At 67.2% G+C, this 18097-nt stretch carries 10 protein-coding genes and 3 rRNA genes; 7 read left to right on the top strand and 6 right to left on the bottom strand.

The genetic code is table 11. From position 1 onward, the window contains the following. Window positions 1–124: 124 nt before the first annotated feature. Window positions 125–889: a TetR/AcrR family transcriptional regulator gene (locus tag QOL88_RS18715; RefSeq protein WP_097217543.1), complete on the bottom strand. Its 765-nt coding sequence runs from the start codon at window positions 887–889 to the stop codon at window positions 125–127. 375 nt (window positions 890–1264) lie between these two features. On the opposite strand from QOL88_RS18715, the gene QOL88_RS18710 reads away from it, so the two are divergent. Together QOL88_RS18710 and QOL88_RS18705 are read left to right on the top strand one after the other, a co-directional pair. Then, window positions 1265–2644, top strand: coding sequence for an NAD(P)/FAD-dependent oxidoreductase (locus QOL88_RS18710; protein WP_097217541.1), 1380 nt, complete (start codon window positions 1265–1267; stop codon window positions 2642–2644). A gap of 174 nt (window positions 2645–2818) precedes the next feature. Next, window positions 2819–4486 carry an ATP-binding SpoIIE family protein phosphatase gene (locus QOL88_RS18705; RefSeq protein ID WP_097217539.1) on the top strand — a complete coding sequence of 556 codons (1668 nt, stop codon included), beginning with the start codon at window positions 2819–2821 and terminating at the stop codon, window positions 4484–4486. Window positions 4487–4524: 38 nt separating this feature from the next. On the opposite strand, the gene QOL88_RS18700 is transcribed toward QOL88_RS18705, so the two are convergent. Then, window positions 4525–5790 carry an MFS transporter gene (locus QOL88_RS18700; protein ID WP_097217537.1) on the bottom strand — a complete coding sequence of 422 codons (1266 nt, stop codon included), beginning with the start codon at window positions 5788–5790 and terminating at the stop codon, window positions 4525–4527. A gap of 122 nt (window positions 5791–5912) precedes the next feature. On the opposite strand from QOL88_RS18700, the gene QOL88_RS18695 reads away from it, so the two are divergent. The 4 genes from QOL88_RS18695 to rrf all read left to right on the top strand — a co-directional run bounded on the left by QOL88_RS18695 (window position 5913) and on the right by rrf (window position 12289). Next, entirely contained in the window at window positions 5913–6461 is a 549-nt protein-coding gene (locus QOL88_RS18695) for a MarR family winged helix-turn-helix transcriptional regulator (protein ID WP_031109794.1), read from the top strand. Window positions 6462–7123: 662 nt separating this feature from the next. Then, window positions 7124–8649 (top strand): 16S ribosomal RNA (locus tag QOL88_RS18690). Window positions 8650–8956: 307 nt separating this feature from the next. After that, window positions 8957–12076 (top strand): 23S ribosomal RNA (locus QOL88_RS18685). A 96-nt stretch (window positions 12077–12172) separates the two neighbouring features. Further along, window positions 12173–12289, top strand: a 5S ribosomal RNA gene (gene rrf / locus QOL88_RS18680). The 16S, 23S and 5S rRNA genes sit together here, the layout of an rRNA operon. Window positions 12290–12346: 57 nt before the next feature. Here rrf and QOL88_RS18675 read toward each other — a convergent pair. Then, window positions 12347–13018 (bottom strand): response regulator, encoded by a 672-nt coding sequence (locus tag QOL88_RS18675; RefSeq protein ID WP_097217535.1) that lies wholly within the window; start codon window positions 13016–13018, stop codon window positions 12347–12349. Next, the gene (locus QOL88_RS18670) at window positions 13015–14259 is read right to left on the bottom strand and encodes a sensor histidine kinase (protein WP_097223072.1); all 1245 of its coding nucleotides are present in this window, start codon (window positions 14257–14259) and stop codon (window positions 13015–13017) included. The genes QOL88_RS18675 and QOL88_RS18670 overlap by 4 nt, the downstream gene beginning before the upstream one ends. Window positions 14260–14449: 190 nt before the next feature. Between QOL88_RS18670 and QOL88_RS18665 the strand changes: the two genes are divergently transcribed. Continuing rightward, entirely contained in the window at window positions 14450–14992 is a 543-nt protein-coding gene (locus QOL88_RS18665) for a GNAT family N-acetyltransferase (protein WP_097217533.1), read from the top strand. 32 nt (window positions 14993–15024) lie between these two features. On the opposite strand, the gene QOL88_RS18660 is transcribed toward QOL88_RS18665, so the two are convergent. Next, window positions 15025–16671, bottom strand: coding sequence for a type IV secretory system conjugative DNA transfer family protein (locus QOL88_RS18660; RefSeq protein WP_097217532.1), 1647 nt, complete (start codon window positions 16669–16671; stop codon window positions 15025–15027). Window positions 16672–16687: 16 nt separating this feature from the next. Continuing rightward, a complete protein-coding gene (locus QOL88_RS18655) occupies window positions 16688–18094 on the bottom strand; it encodes an ATP-binding protein (protein WP_097217530.1) in 1407 nt (468 codons plus the stop codon). Between the last annotated feature and the right edge of the window lie 3 nt (window positions 18095–18097).

The raw sequence follows: 18097 nt of genomic DNA, 5'->3' as shown, positions 1-18097 counted from the left end.
CTCTCGCCGCGGGCGGGAAGGCTCGCCCCCTACTCGTGCGGGGCCCGGACGTCCCGCCCGAGCCCTGGGGCCCAACCGGCCCGGGCCTGTTCGCCCCGAGCCGCGGGCCCCGAGCCCCGGTGGCTCACGCCGGTCGCGAGCGCAGCCCCTCCAGCAGGATGTCCAGCAGCCGGGCCGACGCGGCCGCCTGCTGAGCGGCGTCCGGCAGTGAGGGCGCAGCCGTGGCGATCACCAGCAGCACGTCCGACACCGACACGTCCGCCCGCAGCTCACCGGCCGCACGCGCCCGGTCCACGAGCCGGCCCACGACCTCGAGCAGCGCCGACGTCCCGGCGTCGTCCTCGGCCCCGACCGCCGGCACCGAGGCGACCGCCACGGGCTGGTCCGGCACCAGCCGCAGCTCCGTCGTGCCCGGCTGGGTCCGCTGCTGCGGCACCCGCGGGCCTGAGGCACCGTCCTCGACCGAGACCCGCAGCACCTGCGGCGGCAGCAGCCGCCCGGCGCCGGAGGCCACCGACGTCCGCAGGAAGCGCGACAGCGCCGACCACGGCTCGTCCTCCTGCCCGAGCGCCGCACGCGCCTGGTCGGTCAGCCGGGAGGTCTCCTCCTCGGCTATCCGCCGCACCAGGACGTCCTTGCTCGGGAACCGCCGGTACACCGTGCCCACACCGACGCGCGCACGCCGCGCCACGTCCTCCATCGGCGCGCCGTACCCCAGCTCGCCGAAGACCTCGCGCGCCGCACGCAGCACGTGCTCCAGATTGCGCTGTGCGTCCACGCGCAGCGGCGTCGTCCGCGACACGTCGCGTCCGTTGCCCGCCGCGCTCATCGTCATGCCACCCGCCGCGAGTGCGGACGCGGGCGACCAATGAGAGTCCTGAACATGCATAAGCATTCCCCCGGTAATGACGTCTCCCCCCGGAGACACTCCCCGCCATTCGATACCGGAGCGAGGGAACGGCCCGGTCCCGTGGCCCGCCCGTCGCGGACCCCGATGAGCACATCCCCCTACACCCCGTCGACACACGAACATAGTTGAGAGGGAGTCAATTCAGAAGAGGCAGGTTCCGCACGGAGCGCCCACCGATCGGAGTACGGGCCGCATACGTCCCGAATGTGCCCCCGCACGCCCCCCGCACCACCCCTCCTGACCTGCATCCATGTGCACAAGGTCGGTATTCAGGCCAACTCCGCGCGCCCTCCCGCTCCGGTCACACAATTCGTCGAGGCTGTGGACAAACGCAAGCGACGGGTGCGTCATGGGATGGTGAAGGAACGTGCGCGCATTCTCGTTGTCGGTGGCGGCTACGTCGGGATGTACACGGCCCTGCGCCTGCAGCGCAGACTGAAACGGGAACTGGACCGGGGCGAGGCCGAGATCACCGTCGTCACCCCCGACCCGTACATGACCTATCAGCCGTTCCTCCCCGAGGCCGCCGCCGGCGCGATCTCCCCGCGCCACGTCGTCGTACCGCTGCGCCGCGTCCTCGGCCGGTGCCGGATCCTGATCGGCGAGGTCACCGCCGTCGACCACGCCAAACGCACCGCCACCGTCACCACCCTCGCCACCGACGAGGAGGGCACGGGCGGACAGCGGCTCTCCTACGACCAGCTCGTCCTCGCCCCCGGCTCCGTCTCGCGCGCCCTGCCGGTCCCCGGCCTCGCCGACCACGGCATCGGCTTCAAGACCGTCGAGGAGGCCATCGGCCTCCGCAACCACGTCATCGAGCAGATGGACATCGCCTCCTCCACCCGTGACCCCGCGATCCGCGACGCGGCCCTCACCTTCGTCTTCGTCGGTGGGGGCTTCGCGGGCGTGGAGGCACTCGGCGAACTGGAGGACATGGCCCGCTACGCCGCGCGGTACTACCACAACGTCCAGCCCGAGGACATGAAGTGGATCCTCGTCGAGGCCTCGGACCGGATCCTGCCCGAGGTCGGCGAGGAGATGGGCCGCTACACCGTCACCGAGCTGCGCCGCCGCAACATCGACGTGCGCCTGGAGACCCGCCTCGAATCCTGCGCCGACCGGGTCGCCGTCCTCAGCGACGGCGCCCGCTTCCCCACCCGTACGGTCGTCTGGACGGCAGGCGTGAAACCCCACCCGGTGCTCGCCGCCACCGACCTGCCCCGCAACGGCCGTGGACGCCTGACCTGCACGCCGGAGCTGTCGGTCGACGGCACCACGCACGCGTGGGCCGCGGGAGACGCGGCCGCCGTCCCCGACGTCACCGCCGAGGAGCAGGGCCGCGAGTGCGCCCCCAACGCCCAGCACGCCGTCCGCCAGGCCAAGGTCCTCGCCGACAACATCGTGCACTCCCTGCGCGGCGAACCCCTCGAGACGTACGAACACGCCTACGTCGGCTCGGTCGCCTCCCTGGGCCTGCACAAGGGCGTCGCCCATGTGTACGGGCGCAAGCTCAAGGGCTACCCCGCCTGGTTCATGCACCGCGCCTACCACCTCAGCCGCGTGCCCACCTTCAACCGCAAGGCGCGCGTGCTCGCCGAATGGGCGCTGGCCGGCCTGTTCAAACGGGAGATCGTCTCCCTGGGTTCACTCGAACACCCCCGGGCGGAGTTCGAACTCGCGGCCGGTGGAAAGCCTTCTCTGGACCCCCCGCACAACCCGAAGGGGTCGTCCTGACCGGACCCAGGAACTCCAGCGGCCGGCCCGGCGTCTGACGGATGTCGGTCCGGTCCGCGCCCTGCCAGACTGGTCCACCACCGCGGGCATGCCACCACTCGCCCCGTTGCGGGCCCTCCGGGGCCCCGGCCGGTTCCGGTGCCGGCCGCCGACCACTACACGAGGCAAGGATTCGTGAACTTCACGCGCTGGAGCGCCCGGCTCCCCGGAACGCAGCGCCGCGCCGCAGCGCGGACCGAGCAGACGGCCTCCCCGGACCGGCGGGGGGAAGGCTCCGTACCCGCCGCCCGTGCCGAACAACTGACCGACGAGTCGCCGTCCGTACCCGCCGTCGACGAACTGCGGGTGCGTGAGGTCCTCGACCGCGTCCCCTCCCTCGTCGCCCTGGTCCACGGCCCCGACCACCGCATCGCCTACGTCAACGACGCCTACACGACCGCCTTCGGCGTACGCCCCCTGGGCGAACGCGCCCACGAGGCGCTCCCCGAACTGGACGCCCTCGGCCTGTTTCCCCTCCTGGACCAGGTCCAGCGCAGCGGCAAACCGCGCACGGTCAAGTCCCGCAAGGCCCCCGACGGCCGCTCCTACACCTTCACCTGCACCCCGGTCGCCCAGGGCGACGGCAAGGGCGGCAGCGACGGCCGCGGCGTCCTCGTCTTCGCCACCGACGTCACCGACCACGCCGAAGCCGCCGAACGCCTGCGCGCCAGCGAACGCCGCCAGCGCGAAACGGCGGTCACCCTCCAGCGCTCCCTGCTCCCCCAGGAGCTCGAACAGCCGGACGACCTGCGCATCGCCGCCACCTACCACCCCGGCGGCACCGAAGCCGCGGTCGGTGGCGACTGGTACGACGTCATCACCCTGGGCGGCGGCCGCACGGCCCTGGTCATCGGCGACGTCATGGGCCGGGGCGTGCGCGCCGCGGCGGTCATGGGCCAGCTCCGCACGGCGGTCCGCGCCTACGCCCGCCTCGACCTCCCCCCGCACGAGGTCCTCCAGCTCCTGGACGGCCTGGCCGCCGAGATCGACGCCAACCAGATCGCCACGTGCGCGTACGCCATCCACGACCCGAACGAGGGCAAGCTGATCTACTCCTCGGCCGGCCACCTGCCGATCCTCGTCCGCGACGAGAACGGCACGGTCCTGCGCGCCGACGAACCCACCGGCCCCCCGCTCGGCACCGGCGGCTGGTTGCACACCTCGGGCTCGATCCCCCTCGCCCCCGGCTCCACCGCCGTCCTCTACACGGACGGCCTGGTGGAGCGCCGCGACGCCGACCTGGACGAGGGCATCGCCGCCCTGGAGCGCGCCCTGGCCGGCGCCACCGGCACACCCCAGGTCGTCTGCGACCGCCTGATCCGCTCCGCGGGCGTGACCCCCGACCACGACGACGACGTGGCCGTCCTGGTCCTCCAACACCCCGCACGCACGGGAGCGGACAGCGAGCTCTTCCGCAACGCCGCCCTGGAACTCCTGGGCGGCGTGGAAGCGGCCCCCCGCGCGCGTGCCTTCGCCTCCGGCGTCCTGACCAGCTGGCGCTTCCCCGCCGACCTGCACGACCTGGGAGTCCTGGCCACCAGCGAACTGGTCGCCAACTCGCTCCAGCACGGCACCCCGCCGATGAGACTGCGCCTGCGCCGCACGGACAGACGGCTGATCATCGAGGTCACCGACGGCGACGACCACCTGCCCAGACGCCGCCGCGCGGAACCGGGCGACGAATCGGGCCGCGGCATCGCCATCGTCGCCACGATCGCCTCGAACTGGGGCTGCCGCCGCACACCCGGCGGCGGCAAGGCGGTCTGGTGCGAGTTCGCACTGCCCCGCACCCGGACCACCTAAGGGCTGATCCGAACGACAGGCCCTGGACGGGAACGGGATCAGACGTCCGCCGAAACGGGCGCCCCACCACGCGCCACGACCCGGCTCTTGCCGATCCACGGCTGATCCTGCACATCGGTCAGCTGCCGCCCCAGCCGCACGGCCAGGACGGTGATCCCCAGCGAGAACACCAGGAACGCCACGATGTACGGCGCGTGCAGCGAGGCACCCAGGGGCCCGCCCACCGCGGGCCCGACGGCCAGCGCGAGCTGCTTGACCAGGGCAAACGCGGAGTTGTACTGCCCCGCCATCCCCTCCGGCGCGAGATCCGCGACCAGCGGGGCCACGGTCGGCGACAGCATCGCCTCACCGAGCCCGAACAGCGCGTACGTCGAGACGAACGCGGCCGTCGCCATCTCCTGGCTTCCGTGCCCGAGCCCCGCGTACCCGGCGACGGCCCACGCCACGGCCCAGATCAGCCCGACAACGGCGATCACCCGCGACCGCCGCCGCCGCTCCACGAAGCGCAGCACGGCGAACTGCGCGACCACGATCATCAGCGTGTTGGCCGCGAGCGCGGTCCCCAGCGCGGACGTCGAGATCCCGGCGGCCTCGACCCCGTACGCACTGAGCCCCGACTCGAACTGCCCGTAGCAGGCGAAGAACAGCACGAAGCCCAGCACGCACAGCTGCACCATGGCCCGGTTGCCCATCAGCTGCTTCCAGCTGCCCCGGCCCGAGGCCTTGGGAGCGCCCTCGATCCGCGGCGCGTGCGGCAGCCGCACGGTCACCATCACCACGACCAGCAGCAGGAACATCGCCGCCTCGATCGCGAAGAGCAGGGTGAAGGAGGCGGCGCTGGAGGTGTCGACCAGATGCCCGCCGATCAGGCCACCGACGCCGAGCCCCAGGTTCTGCAGGAAGAACTGCATGGCGAAGGCACGCGACCGCGTGTCCGCCGACGAGCAGTCGACGATCATCGTCGCGAGCGCCGGCTGCATCACGGCCTGCCCGGCCCCCAGCAAGGACGCCGACACCAGCACGGCCGCCGCGCTGCTCGCGATCCCCAGACTGAGCGCGCCCACAGCGGCGGTGACCAGGGCGGCGAGCAACACAGGCAGCGGACCCCGCCGGACGATGGCCCGCCCGGCGAACGGCAGCACGATCAGCGCCGCCACGGCGAAGACGGCGAGTACGAGACCCGCCGTCATGGCCCCCAGCCCTCGCACCTGCGCCACATAGACGTACAGGTACGGGACCGTGAAGCCGAGCCCGAACGCGCTGAGTGCGTTACCCACGTGAATGCGGCGCATCGCTGCGCCCATCGCCCTGGTCACGTTCACCTCTCTCACAAGTTAGGAGTGAAGACTTCGAAGCTAAAGTTCGAAGCTAAAGAGTACATACCCAAGGACTTCAAGGCAAAGAACGACCGTGCGATACTGCGCACATGGGTGACACCCCCGGCCCCAGCGAGCCGACCCTCGAAGAGCAGATCGCCGCGTACCAGCGCGAGTTCCAGGACCTCGACCCCCAGGTCGAGCAGATCGTCTCGGCCCTCTCCCGCCTGAACCGCCGTATGAACGTCGCCTACGGCCGTCAGACCTCGACCCTCGGCATCAGCAACACGGAGTGGGAGGTCCTCAAGGCCCTCGTCCTCTCCGGCGCTCCGTACCGACTGGGCCCCAGCGACCTCGCCAAGCGCCTCGGTCTCACCCCGGCCGCGATGACCCACCGGATCGACCGCATGGTCGCCGAATCTCTGGTGACCCGTGAGCGAGACGAGTCCAACCGCGTACGAGTCATCGTGGAGCTGACATCCGAGGGGCGAGAGAAGTGGCTGGAGGCGATGCGCCTGGCGTCGGTCTTCGAGGAGGACCTGCTCCAGGACCTGACCCCCGACGAGCGCACGGCGCTGGGCGAAGTGCTCACGCGTCTGCTCCGACGGGTCGAGGACGCCCAGCCGGACGCCGGCGGACGCCTGACCGACCTGGACTGAAGCCAGGGCCGAAAAGATCTTGACAGGGGCCGCTTGACAGCCCCCTGGCGGATCCGTAAAGTTCTTCGGGTTGCCGCAGAGCCGTAACGGTTCTTCGACAGCACTTCCGCCGCAGCAGCGGCACCCAAACCACCAGCTCGACCTCCCTACCGGGTTGATTTCGGCACGCCCGAATTCAATTCGAATTGGGACTCGACGACCGATCGACTCCACACCGGCTTCGATTTGGGAATCGCCGAGAGGGCGCGCTAAGGTTAGGGACGTCGGAACGGCCCAACAGCCGCGAAGACAAACCCCGCTGACCGGGGATCAGGCCCGAAAGGATCTGATAGAGTCGGAACCGCCGGAAAGGGAAACGCGGAAGCGGGAACCTGGAAAGCACCGAGGAAATCGGATCGGAAAGATCTGATAGAGTCGGAAACGCAAGACCGAAGGGAAGCCCGGAGGAAAGCCCGAGAGGGTGAGTACAAAGGAAGCGACCGTTCCTTGAGAACTCAACAGCGTGCCAAAAGTCAACGCCAGATATGTTGATACCCCGTCCATCGGATACCCGATGGTCGAGGTTCCTTTGAAGAAAACACAGCGAGGACGCTGTGAACGGTCGGGCTTATTCCGCCTGACTGTTCCGCTCTCGTGCGTGTCATCCCGATTACGGGAAAACATTCACGGAGAGTTTGATCCTGGCTCAGGACGAACGCTGGCGGCGTGCTTAACACATGCAAGTCGAACGATGAACCACTTCGGTGGGGATTAGTGGCGAACGGGTGAGTAACACGTGGGCAATCTGCCCTGCACTCTGGGACAAGCCCTGGAAACGGGGTCTAATACCGGATACTGACCACCTTGGGCATCCATGGTGGTCGAAAGCTCCGGCGGTGCAGGATGAGCCCGCGGCCTATCAGCTTGTTGGTGAGGTAGTGGCTCACCAAGGCGACGACGGGTAGCCGGCCTGAGAGGGCGACCGGCCACACTGGGACTGAGACACGGCCCAGACTCCTACGGGAGGCAGCAGTGGGGAATATTGCACAATGGGCGAAAGCCTGATGCAGCGACGCCGCGTGAGGGATGACGGCCTTCGGGTTGTAAACCTCTTTCAGCAGGGAAGAAGCGAAAGTGACGGTACCTGCAGAAGAAGCGCCGGCTAACTACGTGCCAGCAGCCGCGGTAATACGTAGGGCGCGAGCGTTGTCCGGAATTATTGGGCGTAAAGAGCTCGTAGGCGGCTTGTCACGTCGGTTGTGAAAGCCCGGGGCTTAACCCCGGGTCTGCAGTCGATACGGGCAGGCTAGAGTTCGGTAGGGGAGATCGGAATTCCTGGTGTAGCGGTGAAATGCGCAGATATCAGGAGGAACACCGGTGGCGAAGGCGGATCTCTGGGCCGATACTGACGCTGAGGAGCGAAAGCGTGGGGAGCGAACAGGATTAGATACCCTGGTAGTCCACGCCGTAAACGGTGGGCACTAGGTGTGGGCAACATTCCACGTTGTCCGTGCCGCAGCTAACGCATTAAGTGCCCCGCCTGGGGAGTACGGCCGCAAGGCTAAAACTCAAAGGAATTGACGGGGGCCCGCACAAGCGGCGGAGCATGTGGCTTAATTCGACGCAACGCGAAGAACCTTACCAAGGCTTGACATACACCGGAAACGTCTGGAGACAGGCGCCCCCTTGTGGTCGGTGTACAGGTGGTGCATGGCTGTCGTCAGCTCGTGTCGTGAGATGTTGGGTTAAGTCCCGCAACGAGCGCAACCCTTGTCCCGTGTTGCCAGCAGGCCCTTGTGGTGCTGGGGACTCACGGGAGACCGCCGGGGTCAACTCGGAGGAAGGTGGGGACGACGTCAAGTCATCATGCCCCTTATGTCTTGGGCTGCACACGTGCTACAATGGCCGGTACAATGAGCTGCGATACCGCGAGGTGGAGCGAATCTCAAAAAGCCGGTCTCAGTTCGGATTGGGGTCTGCAACTCGACCCCATGAAGTCGGAGTCGCTAGTAATCGCAGATCAGCATTGCTGCGGTGAATACGTTCCCGGGCCTTGTACACACCGCCCGTCACGTCACGAAAGTCGGTAACACCCGAAGCCGGTGGCCCAACCCCTTGTGGGAGGGAGCTGTCGAAGGTGGGACTGGCGATTGGGACGAAGTCGTAACAAGGTAGCCGTACCGGAAGGTGCGGCTGGATCACCTCCTTTCTAAGGAGCACTTCTAAGCCGGGCTTGCCTGGTTCAGAGGCCAGTACATCAGCGAATGTCTGATGCTGGTTGCTCATGGGTGGAACGTTGACTATTCGGCCAGGACCTCGGGTCGGAGGCTGCTAGTACTGCTCGTAAGAGTGTGGAACGCATGATCTCCGGACGGGATTTGGCCGGGCACGCTGTTGGGTGTCTGAGGGAACGAAATTTCCTCAGTCGCCGGCCCCAGTGCACTCGAATCGGATGGTTCGGGGTGATGGGTGGCTGGTCGTTGTTTGAGAACTGCACAGTGGACGCGAGCATCTGTGGCCAAGTTTTTAAGGGCGCACGGTGGATGCCTTGGCACCAGGAACCGATGAAGGACGTGGGAGGCCACGATAGTCCCCGGGGAGTCGTCAACCAGGCTTTGATCCGGGGGTTTCCGAATGGGGAAACCCGGCAGTCGTCATGGGCTGTCACCCGCTGCTGAACACATAGGCAGTGTGGAGGGAACGCGGGGAAGTGAAACATCTCAGTACCCGCAGGAAGAGAAAACAACCGTGATTCCGGGAGTAGTGGCGAGCGAAACCGGATGAGGCTAAACCGTATACGTGTGAGACCCGGCAGGGGTTGCGTATGCGGGGTTGTGGGATCTCTCTTCTGTCGTCTGCCGGCGACAGGACGAGTCAGAAACCGTTGATGTAGGCGAAGGACATGCGAAAGGTCCGGCGTAGAGGGTAAGACCCCCGTAGTCGAAACATCAGCGGCTCGTTTGAGAGACACCCAAGTAGCACGGGGCCCGAGAAATCCCGTGTGAATCTGGCGGGACCACCCGCTAAGCCTAAATATTCCCTGGTGACCGATAGCGGATAGTACCGTGAGGGAATGGTGAAAAGTACCCCGGGAGGGGAGTGAAATAGTACCTGAAACCGTGTGCCTACAAGCCGTGGGAGCGTCGGGCAAGCACTTGTGCTTGCCTCGTGACTGCGTGCCTTTTGAAGAATGAGCCTGCGAGTTTGCGGTGTGTTGCGAGGTTAACCCGTGTGGGGAAGCCGTAGCGAAAGCGAGTCCGAATAGGGCGTTTCAGTAGCACGCTCAAGACCCGAAGCGGAGTGATCTAGCCATGGGCAGGTTGAAGCGGAGGTAAGACTTCGTGGAGGACCGAACCCACCAGGGTTGAAAACCTGGGGGATGACCTGTGGTTAGGGGTGAAAGGCCAATCAAACTCCGTGATAGCTGGTTCTCCCCGAAATGCATTTAGGTGCAGCGTCGTGTGTTTCTTGCCGGAGGTAGAGCACTGGATAGGCGATGGGCCCTACCGGGTTACTGACCTTAGCCAAACTCCGAATGCCGGTAAGTGAGAGCGCGGCAGTGAGACTGTGGGGGATAAGCTCCATGGTCGAGAGGGAAACAGCCCAGAGCATCGACTAAGGCCCCTAAGCGTACGCTAAGTGGGAAAGGATGTGGAGTCGCAGAGACAACCAGGAGGTTGGCTTAGAAGCAGCCACCCTTGAAAGAGTGCGTAATAGCTCACTGGTCTAGTGATTCCGCGCCGACAATGTAGCGGGGCTCAAGCGTACCGCCGAAGTCGTGTCATTCACACAATAGGGCCAACGCCTGTGTGGATGGGTAGGGGAGCGTCGTGTGCCGGGTGAAGCAGCCGCGGAAGCGAGTTGTGGACGGTTCACGAGTGAGAATGCAGGCATGAGTAGCGATACACACGTGAGAAACGTGTGCGCCGATTGACTAAGGGTTCCTGGGTCAAGCTGATCTGCCCAGGGTAAGTCGGGACCTAAGGCGAGGCCGACAGGCGTAGTCGATGGATAACCGGTTGATATTCCGGTACCCGCTGTGAAGCGTCAAACATCGAGCATCGTGATGCTAAGGCCGTGAAGCCGTTCCGGACCCTTCGGGGAAAGGAAAGTGGTGGAGCCGCCGGACCAAGCGGTTAGTAGGTGAGTGATGGGGTGACGCAGGAAGGTAGTCCATCCCGGGCGGTGGTTGTCCCGGGGTAAGGGTGTAGGCCGTGGTCCAGGCAAATCCGGATCACTTGTGGCTGAGACCTGATGCCGAGCCGATTGTGGTGAAGTGGATGATCCTATGCTGTCGAGAAAAGCCTCTAGCGAGTTTCATGGCGGCCCGTACCCTAAACCGACTCAGGTGGTCAGGTAGAGAATACCGAGGCGTTCGGGTGAACTATGGTTAAGGAACTCGGCAAAATGCCCCCGTAACTTCGGGAGAAGGGGGGCCACACCTGGTGAGAACACTTGCTGTTTGAGCTGGGGGTGGCCGCAGAGACCAGCGAGAAGCGACTGTTTACTAAAAACACAGGTCCGTGCGAAGCCGTAAGGCGATGTATACGGACTGACGCCTGCCCGGTGCTGGAACGTTAAGGGGACCGGTTAGCTCCATTTCGGTGGGGCGAAGCTGAGAACTTAAGCGCCAGTAAACGGCGGTGGTAACTATAACCATCCTAAGGTAGCGAAATTCCTTGTCGGGTAAGTTCCGACCTGCACGAATGGCGTAACGACTTCTCGACTGTCTCAACCATAGGCCCGGTGAAATTGCACTACGAGTAAAGATGCTCGTTTCGCGCAGCAGGACGGAAAGACCCCGGGACCTTTACTACAGTTTGATATTGGTGTTCGGTTCGGCTTGTGTAGGATAGCTGGGAGACTGTGAACTCTGGACGCCAGTTCAGGGGGAGTCGTCGTTGAAATACCAGTCTGGTCGTGCTGGATGTCTAACCTGGGTCCGTGATCCGGATCAGGGACAGTGTCTGATGGGTAGTTTAACTGGGGCGGTTGCCTCCTAAAGAGTAACGGAGGCGCCCAAAGGTTCCCTCAGCCTGGTTGGCAATCAGGTGTTGAGTGTAAGTGCACAAGGGAGCTTGACTGTGAGACCGACGGGTCGAGCAGGGACGAAAGTCGGGACTAGTGATCCGGCGGTGGCTTGTGGAAGCGCCGTCGCTCAACGGATAAAAGGTACCCCGGGGATAACAGGCTGATCTTCCCCAAGAGTCCATATCGACGGGATGGTTTGGCACCTCGATGTCGGCTCGTCGCATCCTGGGGCTGGAGTCGGTCCCAAGGGTTGGGCTGTTCGCCCATTAAAGCGGTACGCGAGCTGGGTTTAGAACGTCGTGAGACAGTTCGGTCCCTATCCGCTGTGCGCGTAGGAATATTGAGAAGGGCTGTCCCTAGTACGAGAGGACCGGGACGGACGAACCTCTGGTGTGCCAGTTGTTCTGCCAAGGGCATGGCTGGTTGGCTACGTTCGGGAGGGATAACCGCTGAAAGCATCTAAGCGGGAAGCCTGCTTCGAGATGAGTATTCCCACCTCCTTGAGAGGGTAAGGCTCCCAGTAGACGACTGGGTTGATAGGCCGGATATGGAAGCACGGTAACGTGTGGAGTTGACCGGTACTAATAGGCCGAGGGCTTGTCCTCAGTTGCTCGCGTCCACTGTGTTGGTTCTGAAACCACGAACGGCCCCATGCCATCGTTGATGGTGTGGTGCGGCATTGTTCGACAGTTTCATAGTGTTTCGGTGGTTATAGCGTAGGGGAAACGCCCGGTTACATTCCGAACCCGGAAGCTAAGCCTTACAGCGCCGATGGTACTGCAGGGGGGACCCTGTGGGAGAGTAGGACGCCGCCGAACAATTTTTGGGAAAACCCCCGCATCTTCGGATGCGGGGGTTTTCTGCGTTCAGGGCTTTTACGACGGCTGCACCAGCTTCGTGTCGTACGCCAGAATGACCGCCTGAATGCGGTCCCGGGAACCGGTCTTCGCCAGAATGCGGCCCACGTGGGTCTTCACCGTCGACTCGGCCAGGTGGAGGCGCGTGGCTATCTCCGTGTTCGTCCAGCCCTGGCCGATGACCGTGAGGATCTCGCGTTCCCGGTCGGTGAGGGACTTGAGGCGGGTGTCCTCTGACGTCCCGTCCTGTGCTGTGGGGTCGGCCGGGAGGTGGTGGACGTAGGCGTCCAGGAGGCGTCGGGTCAGGCTGGGGGCGACGACCGCGTCGCCCGTGGCGACGGCGCGGATGCCGGCCAGGAGTTCCTCGGGCTGGGCGTCCTTGACCAGGAATCCGGAGGCGCCCGCGCGGAGGCCGGCGTAGGCGTACTCGTCCAGGTCGAAGGTGGTGACGATCAGGATGCGGGTGCGGTCGCCGGCGGCGGTGATGCGGCGGGTCGCCTCGATGCCGTCGAGGCCGGGCATGCGGATGTCCATGAGGACGACATCGGGATGGAGTTCGGCGGCCAAGCGGACCGCTTCGCTGCCGTTCGCCGCCTCGCCGACGACCGTCATGTCGTCCTGGCTCTCCAGCAGCATGCGGGAGCCGAAGCGCTGAAGGGGCTGGTCGTCGGCTATGAGGACCGTGGTCACTGCGGGGATTCCTCCGGGAGACGTAGGCGGACGCGCCAGCCCTGCTCCGGGCGGGGGCGGGGGCCGGCCTCAAGTGTGCCGCCGTACAGGGCGGTTCGCTCGCGCATTCCGGGTAGCCCGCGGCCACCCCGGGAGGTCCCGTCGGTGGCGCTTCCGGTGCCGGTGTCCGTGATCGTGACGGTGACCGCGGCCTTCTCCTCGTAGGAGAGCTCTATCCGTGCGGTGGCGTCGGGGCCGGCGTGCTTGAGGGTGTTGGTGAGGGCTTCCTGGATGACGCGGTAGACGGTGAGTTGGCGGCCCGGGGGGAGGCTCGGGCTGCCGTGGGTGGTGGTGCTGACGGGGAGGCCTGCGGAGCGTACGCCGTCGAGGAGCGGGTCGAGGTCGGAGAGGCCGGGCTGGGGGGTGAGGTCGGCTTGTTGCCTCTCGTCCTCGCGCAGGACGTCGAGGAGGCGGCGGAGTTCGGTGAGGGCCTGGCGGCTGGTGGTGGCGATGGCGTCGAGGGCCTGGGCGGCGCGTTCGGGGGACTTGGCGGCGGCGTAGCGGCCGCCGTCGGCCAGGCCCGTGATGACGGAGAGGTTGTGGCCGATGATGTCGTGCATCTCGCGGGCGATGCGGGCGCGTTCGGCCGCCGTCGCGATTTGGGCCTGCTGGTCGCGTTCGGTCTCCAGGCGGCGGGCGCGGTCCTCCAGGGCCTCGGTGTAGTCGCGGCGGGTGCGGACCGTGGCACCGATGAGGACGGCCACGGTGACGGACATCAGGTGTGAGCCGATCTGCTGGTCCCAGGTGCCCTCTCCGTGACGTATGGCCGAGAGGAGGACCGGGCCGATCACCAGGGCCGTCACCCACCACAGGTCGCGCAGGGGGCGGCGCAGGGCGAGGTGGTAGACGAGGACCAGCTGGAGCAGGGCTGCCTGGAGGGCGGCGCCGGTCCAGGAGTTGGCGAGGGCGAAGGGAGTCATGGCGGCCAGGGCCGTTGCGGGGTGGGTGCGGCGCCAGAGGAGCGGGACCGAGAGGCCGAGGCTCAGCGTGAGGAGCAGCCAGCCGGGGACGTCGAGCTGGTGGGCGTTGTGGCGCCAGCCGCCGCCCGTGTAGTCGATCAGGGCGGCTGCCACCCAGAAGCCGGTGAAGGGCAGGTCCCACAGGAGGGGGCGGCGTCGGTCGAAGGCGCGCACCCGGTGGGTGAGGCGCTGGGCGTACTCGGTGAGGGGCTCCGGCGCCCGGTTGTCCGTCACGGGGTCCATCGTGCGGGATCCGGTGCCGGGCGGCACGCGTCTTCGCGGTGGCGGGCCGCGTGGTCCACGTCGTCGTGGCGCTGGGTCGGTTCGGGTGCCGTCGGCATGCTTCGATGTTCGCGTGCGCGGGGGCGGCGGGCGTCGGACCGGCGGGGTAATCGGGGTGAAGGGTGTCGTACCCGGGTACTACCGTGGCCGTATGAGCTATGTGATCCGGTCCGTCCGTGCTGGTGAGTGGGTCGCGGCGAAGGAGCTGCGGCTCGCGGCGCTGCGGGACCCGGTGGCGCACCTGGCCTTCCTGGAGACGTACGAGGAGGCCGCCGCCAGACCGGATGCCTTCTGGCGGGAGCGGACCGCGGGGGCCGCCGAAGGGGCGGACAAGGCGCAGCAGATCATCGCCGAGGGGCCGGACGGGCGGTGGGTGGGGACGCTGACCGTGCTCGTGGAGGAGCCCGGGACGACCGACTGGGCCGGGTTTCCGGTGGAGCGGAAGCAGGGGCATGTGGTCGGTGTGTTCGTACGGCCCGAGGACCGCGGGAGCGGGCTGACCGAGGTGCTGTTCGACGCTGCCCTGGAGTGGTCGTGGGCGCAGGGTCTGGAGCGGGTGCGACTCATCGTGCACGAGGAGAACGGGCGGGCGCAGCGGTTCTACCGGCGGGTGGGGTTCCTGCCGAGTGGTGTGACCGTGCCGCTGGGGGACGCGGGGGAGCGGGAGTTGGAGTTCGTCCTCGAGCGGGAGTGAGGCTTCCGGGTCCCGGTGCTTCGGTAGGTCGGTTACTGGACCGGCAGTTCGTCGTGCGGCCAGCGGGCGCGGCCCTGTTCGCGGGACCGGAGCAGGGCCAGGGTCGGCATGCCCCGGTCCGCTCCGGTGGCCAGCAGCTCCGGGAGTTGGGGAAGCGGGGCCACGGCCGCGACGTCGTCCAGGACGAGCGTCATTGGTGGGTCGAGGCGACCGGCCGATGACCGTTCGGCCATGTGCCGGCCGCGCTCGACCACGCTCGAGACGAGGGCCGTCAGGAGGGGCATGGCGCCCGGGTTCGTCCTGGGGTCCTCGATGGATTCCCCCACCACGTAAAGCGTGCCCGCTTCGTGGACGAAGGAATCCAAGGCGAGGGCATCAGTTCGGTTGGGAGTGCAGGCCTCGCGGATATTGACCGTGGAGAGGGCCGTGAGGGCGCGGGTGGTCAACTGCTGGGCCATGTCGCGGCGTTCGGGGTGGGCCGTGAGGGCGCCTTCGAGTTCACCCGCGGAGCCGGGGGCGGCCTTGGGGTTGGTGCGGAGGATGCGTACGGCGTCCTGGATCTGGGTGCCCTGGGACCAGCGGTGGACGTGGCGGATGGTGCGGCCGTCGATCGCCGCGGCGTGCAGATAGCTGCGCAGGAGTGTGGTGGCCGTGTCGGTGAGAGCCTGGTCGAGTTTGGCGGTGGGGCGTACGGGGGTGAGGAGGGCTGTGGCCCGTCGGGATGCCGTGTCCTTGTCCTCGCAGCCGGTGGTGGGGGACCAGTGGAGGCGGGACGGGGTGTCGCAGAGGTGGGTGGGGTCGTAGAGGTGGGTGGGGCCCAGCTTGGCTCTGGCGTCCTTGGTGTCCTGCCAGAGGAGGGGGTTCGACGTGACGATGAGGGCCGGGCCTTCCGCGTCGCGTACGGCCCGGGTGGCGGTGGCTTGGCGGGTTTCCCTCGGGGCTACGAGGACTTTCTCCCACCCGCTCACCCGTTCCCGCCCGAACAGCGGTGCCGGGGTCGCGGGGATGATCGCCGGATGGGGGGAGCCGGCCGGGCTCGCGGTGGAGTCCAGGGGGATCGTCGCGGAGTCCAGGGGGCTCGCGGGGTCGGTGGGTGAGCGGCGAGGGGTCGGGACCTCGTGCTGCGTCGCGGCGGAGCCGTGGCTCTGCGCCGAGGGCGCGACCTCGTGTGGCGTCGAGGGGGATCCGTGGTGCTGCGCCGGGGCCGGGACCTCGTGCTGCACGGGTGCGTGTGCCTCGTACGCGGTGGCTCCCCGGGCCGGGGTGCCGGACATCGTCGGCTCCGCCGCCGCCGTCGCCCTGCGCTCCCGGTTCCTGGCGCGGACGGCCCGCCACCGGGCGAGGGTGCCCATGACGAACACCGTGAGGACGACCAGGATCATCAGCTGGCCGATGAACAGGCCCCAGAACAGGCCGTAGCCGGAGAGTTCGCCGGGGGGTGTGTCGGGCCAGGCGCCGGGGATGTCGTGGGGCTGGGCGATGAGGCCGCGCATGGCGAGCGGCGTCCGGGCGAAGGTGACGCCGGAGGGCCAGGAGCCGTGGGCGAACAGGGCGGCCAGGCCCGTGGCCGTCCACGCCAGCACGGTCATGCCGAGGAGGAACGCCAGTACGCCGACCAGCAGGCCGTCGGGGATGCCTCCCTGGCCGGCCCGCCGGTCGTGACGGTCGTCCGGTCTCACGCGTCCTCCCCTGTGCCTACGCCACCGTCGATTCGTCGCCCAGGTGGTGCTCCACGAAGGCCGCGGCCCGTGCCTCCGCCTCGCGTTCGGCGGCGTGCAGGGCGTCGTCCGCGAGGTCGGCGGAGGACTCTGTCATCGCGCGGTCGGTGAAGACCAGCGGGCGTTCGGTCTCCGTGATCAGGTGTTTGACGACCTGGACGTTGCCGTTGACGTCCCAGACGGCGATGCCGGGGGTGAGCGTCGGGATGATCTCCACCGCCCAGCGGGGGAGACCCAGGACGCGTCCGGTGGCCCGTGCTTCGTCCGCCTTCTGGGCGTAGATCGTTCTCGTCGACGCCATCTTCAGGATCGCGGCCGCTTCCTTCGCGGCCGCGCCGTCCACGACGTCCGACAGGTGGTGGACCACCGCCACGAAGGACAGGCCCAGGCGTCGGCCGAACTTCAGCAGGCGCTGGAACAGCTGGGCGACGAAGGGGCTGTTGATGATGTGCCAGGCCTCCTCGACCAGGAAGATGCGCTTCTTCCGGTCGGGGCGGATCCAGGTGTGCTCCAGCCACACGCCGACGATCGCCATGAGGATGGGCATGGCGATGGAGTTGCGGTCGATGTGGGACAGGTCGAAGACGATGAGCGGGGCGTCGAGGTCGATGCCGACCGTGGTGGGGCCGTCGAACATGCCGCGCAGGTCACCGTCGACGAGGCGGTCCAGGACCAGGGCGACGTCGAGGCCCCAGGCCCGTACGTCGTCTATGGCGACGTTCATCGCCTCGGCGGACTCGGGTTCGGGGTGGCGCAGCTGCTCGACGATGTCGGTCAGGACCGGCTGGCGGTCGACGATGGTCTCGTTGACGTAGGCGTGGGCGACCTTGAGGGCGAAGCCGGAGCGTTCGTCGAGGCCGTGCCCCATCGCGACCTCGATGATCGTCCGGAGCAGGGCGAGCTGGCCCGTGGTGGTGATCGCGGGGTCGAGCGGGTTGAGGCGGATTCCCATGTCCAGGGCCGCTGTCGGGTCCAGGCGGATGGGAGTTATGCCCAGCTCCTGCGCGATGAGGTTCCACTCGCCGACGCCGTCCTCGCCCTGGGCGTCCAGGACGACGACCTGGCGGTCGCGGAAGCGGAGCTGGCGCAGGACGTACGTCTTCTCCAGCGCCGACTTGCCGTTGCCGGACTCGCCGAGGACCAGCCAGTGGGGGGCGGGGAGCTGCTGGCCGTAGAGCTGGAAGGGGTCGTAGATGTAGCCCTTTCCGGAGTACACCTCGCGGCCGATGATGACGCCGGAGTCGCCGAGGCCGGGGGCGGCGGTCGGGAGGTAGACCGCCTGGGCCTGGCCCGTGGACGTGCGCACCGGGAGCCTGGTCGTCTCGACCTTCCCGAAGAGGAAGGAGGTGAAGGCGTCGGTGAGGACGGACAGCGGGTCCCGCATCAG

Origin of the sequence: Streptomyces sp. Ag82_O1-12 (genome assembly GCF_900182715.1) — a bacterium.
GTDB classification, from domain to species: domain Bacteria; phylum Actinomycetota; class Actinomycetes; order Streptomycetales; family Streptomycetaceae; genus Streptomyces; species Streptomyces massasporeus.
This window is presented reverse-complemented; position numbering and strand designations above follow the sequence as displayed.

Coding starts and splice junctions, on each gene's coding strand:
- QOL88_RS18715 (WP_097217543.1), bottom strand. CDS start 889: ATGCATGTTCAGGACTCTCATTGGTCGCCCGCGTCCGCACTCGCGGCG.
- QOL88_RS18700 (WP_097217537.1), bottom strand. CDS start 5,790: ATGGGCGCAGCGATGCGCCGCATTCACGTGGGTAACGCACTCAGCGCG.
- QOL88_RS18655 (WP_097217530.1), bottom strand. CDS start 18,094: ATGCGGGACCCGCTGTCCGTCCTCACCGACGCCTTCACCTCCTTCCTC.
- QOL88_RS18695 (WP_031109794.1), top strand. CDS start 5,913: ATGGGTGACACCCCCGGCCCCAGCGAGCCGACCCTCGAAGAGCAGATC.
- QOL88_RS18670 (WP_097223072.1), bottom strand. CDS start 14,259: ATGGACCCCGTGACGGACAACCGGGCGCCGGAGCCCCTCACCGAGTAC.
- QOL88_RS18710 (WP_097217541.1), top strand. CDS start 1,265: ATGGTGAAGGAACGTGCGCGCATTCTCGTTGTCGGTGGCGGCTACGTC.
- QOL88_RS18665 (WP_097217533.1), top strand. CDS start 14,450: ATGAGCTATGTGATCCGGTCCGTCCGTGCTGGTGAGTGGGTCGCGGCG.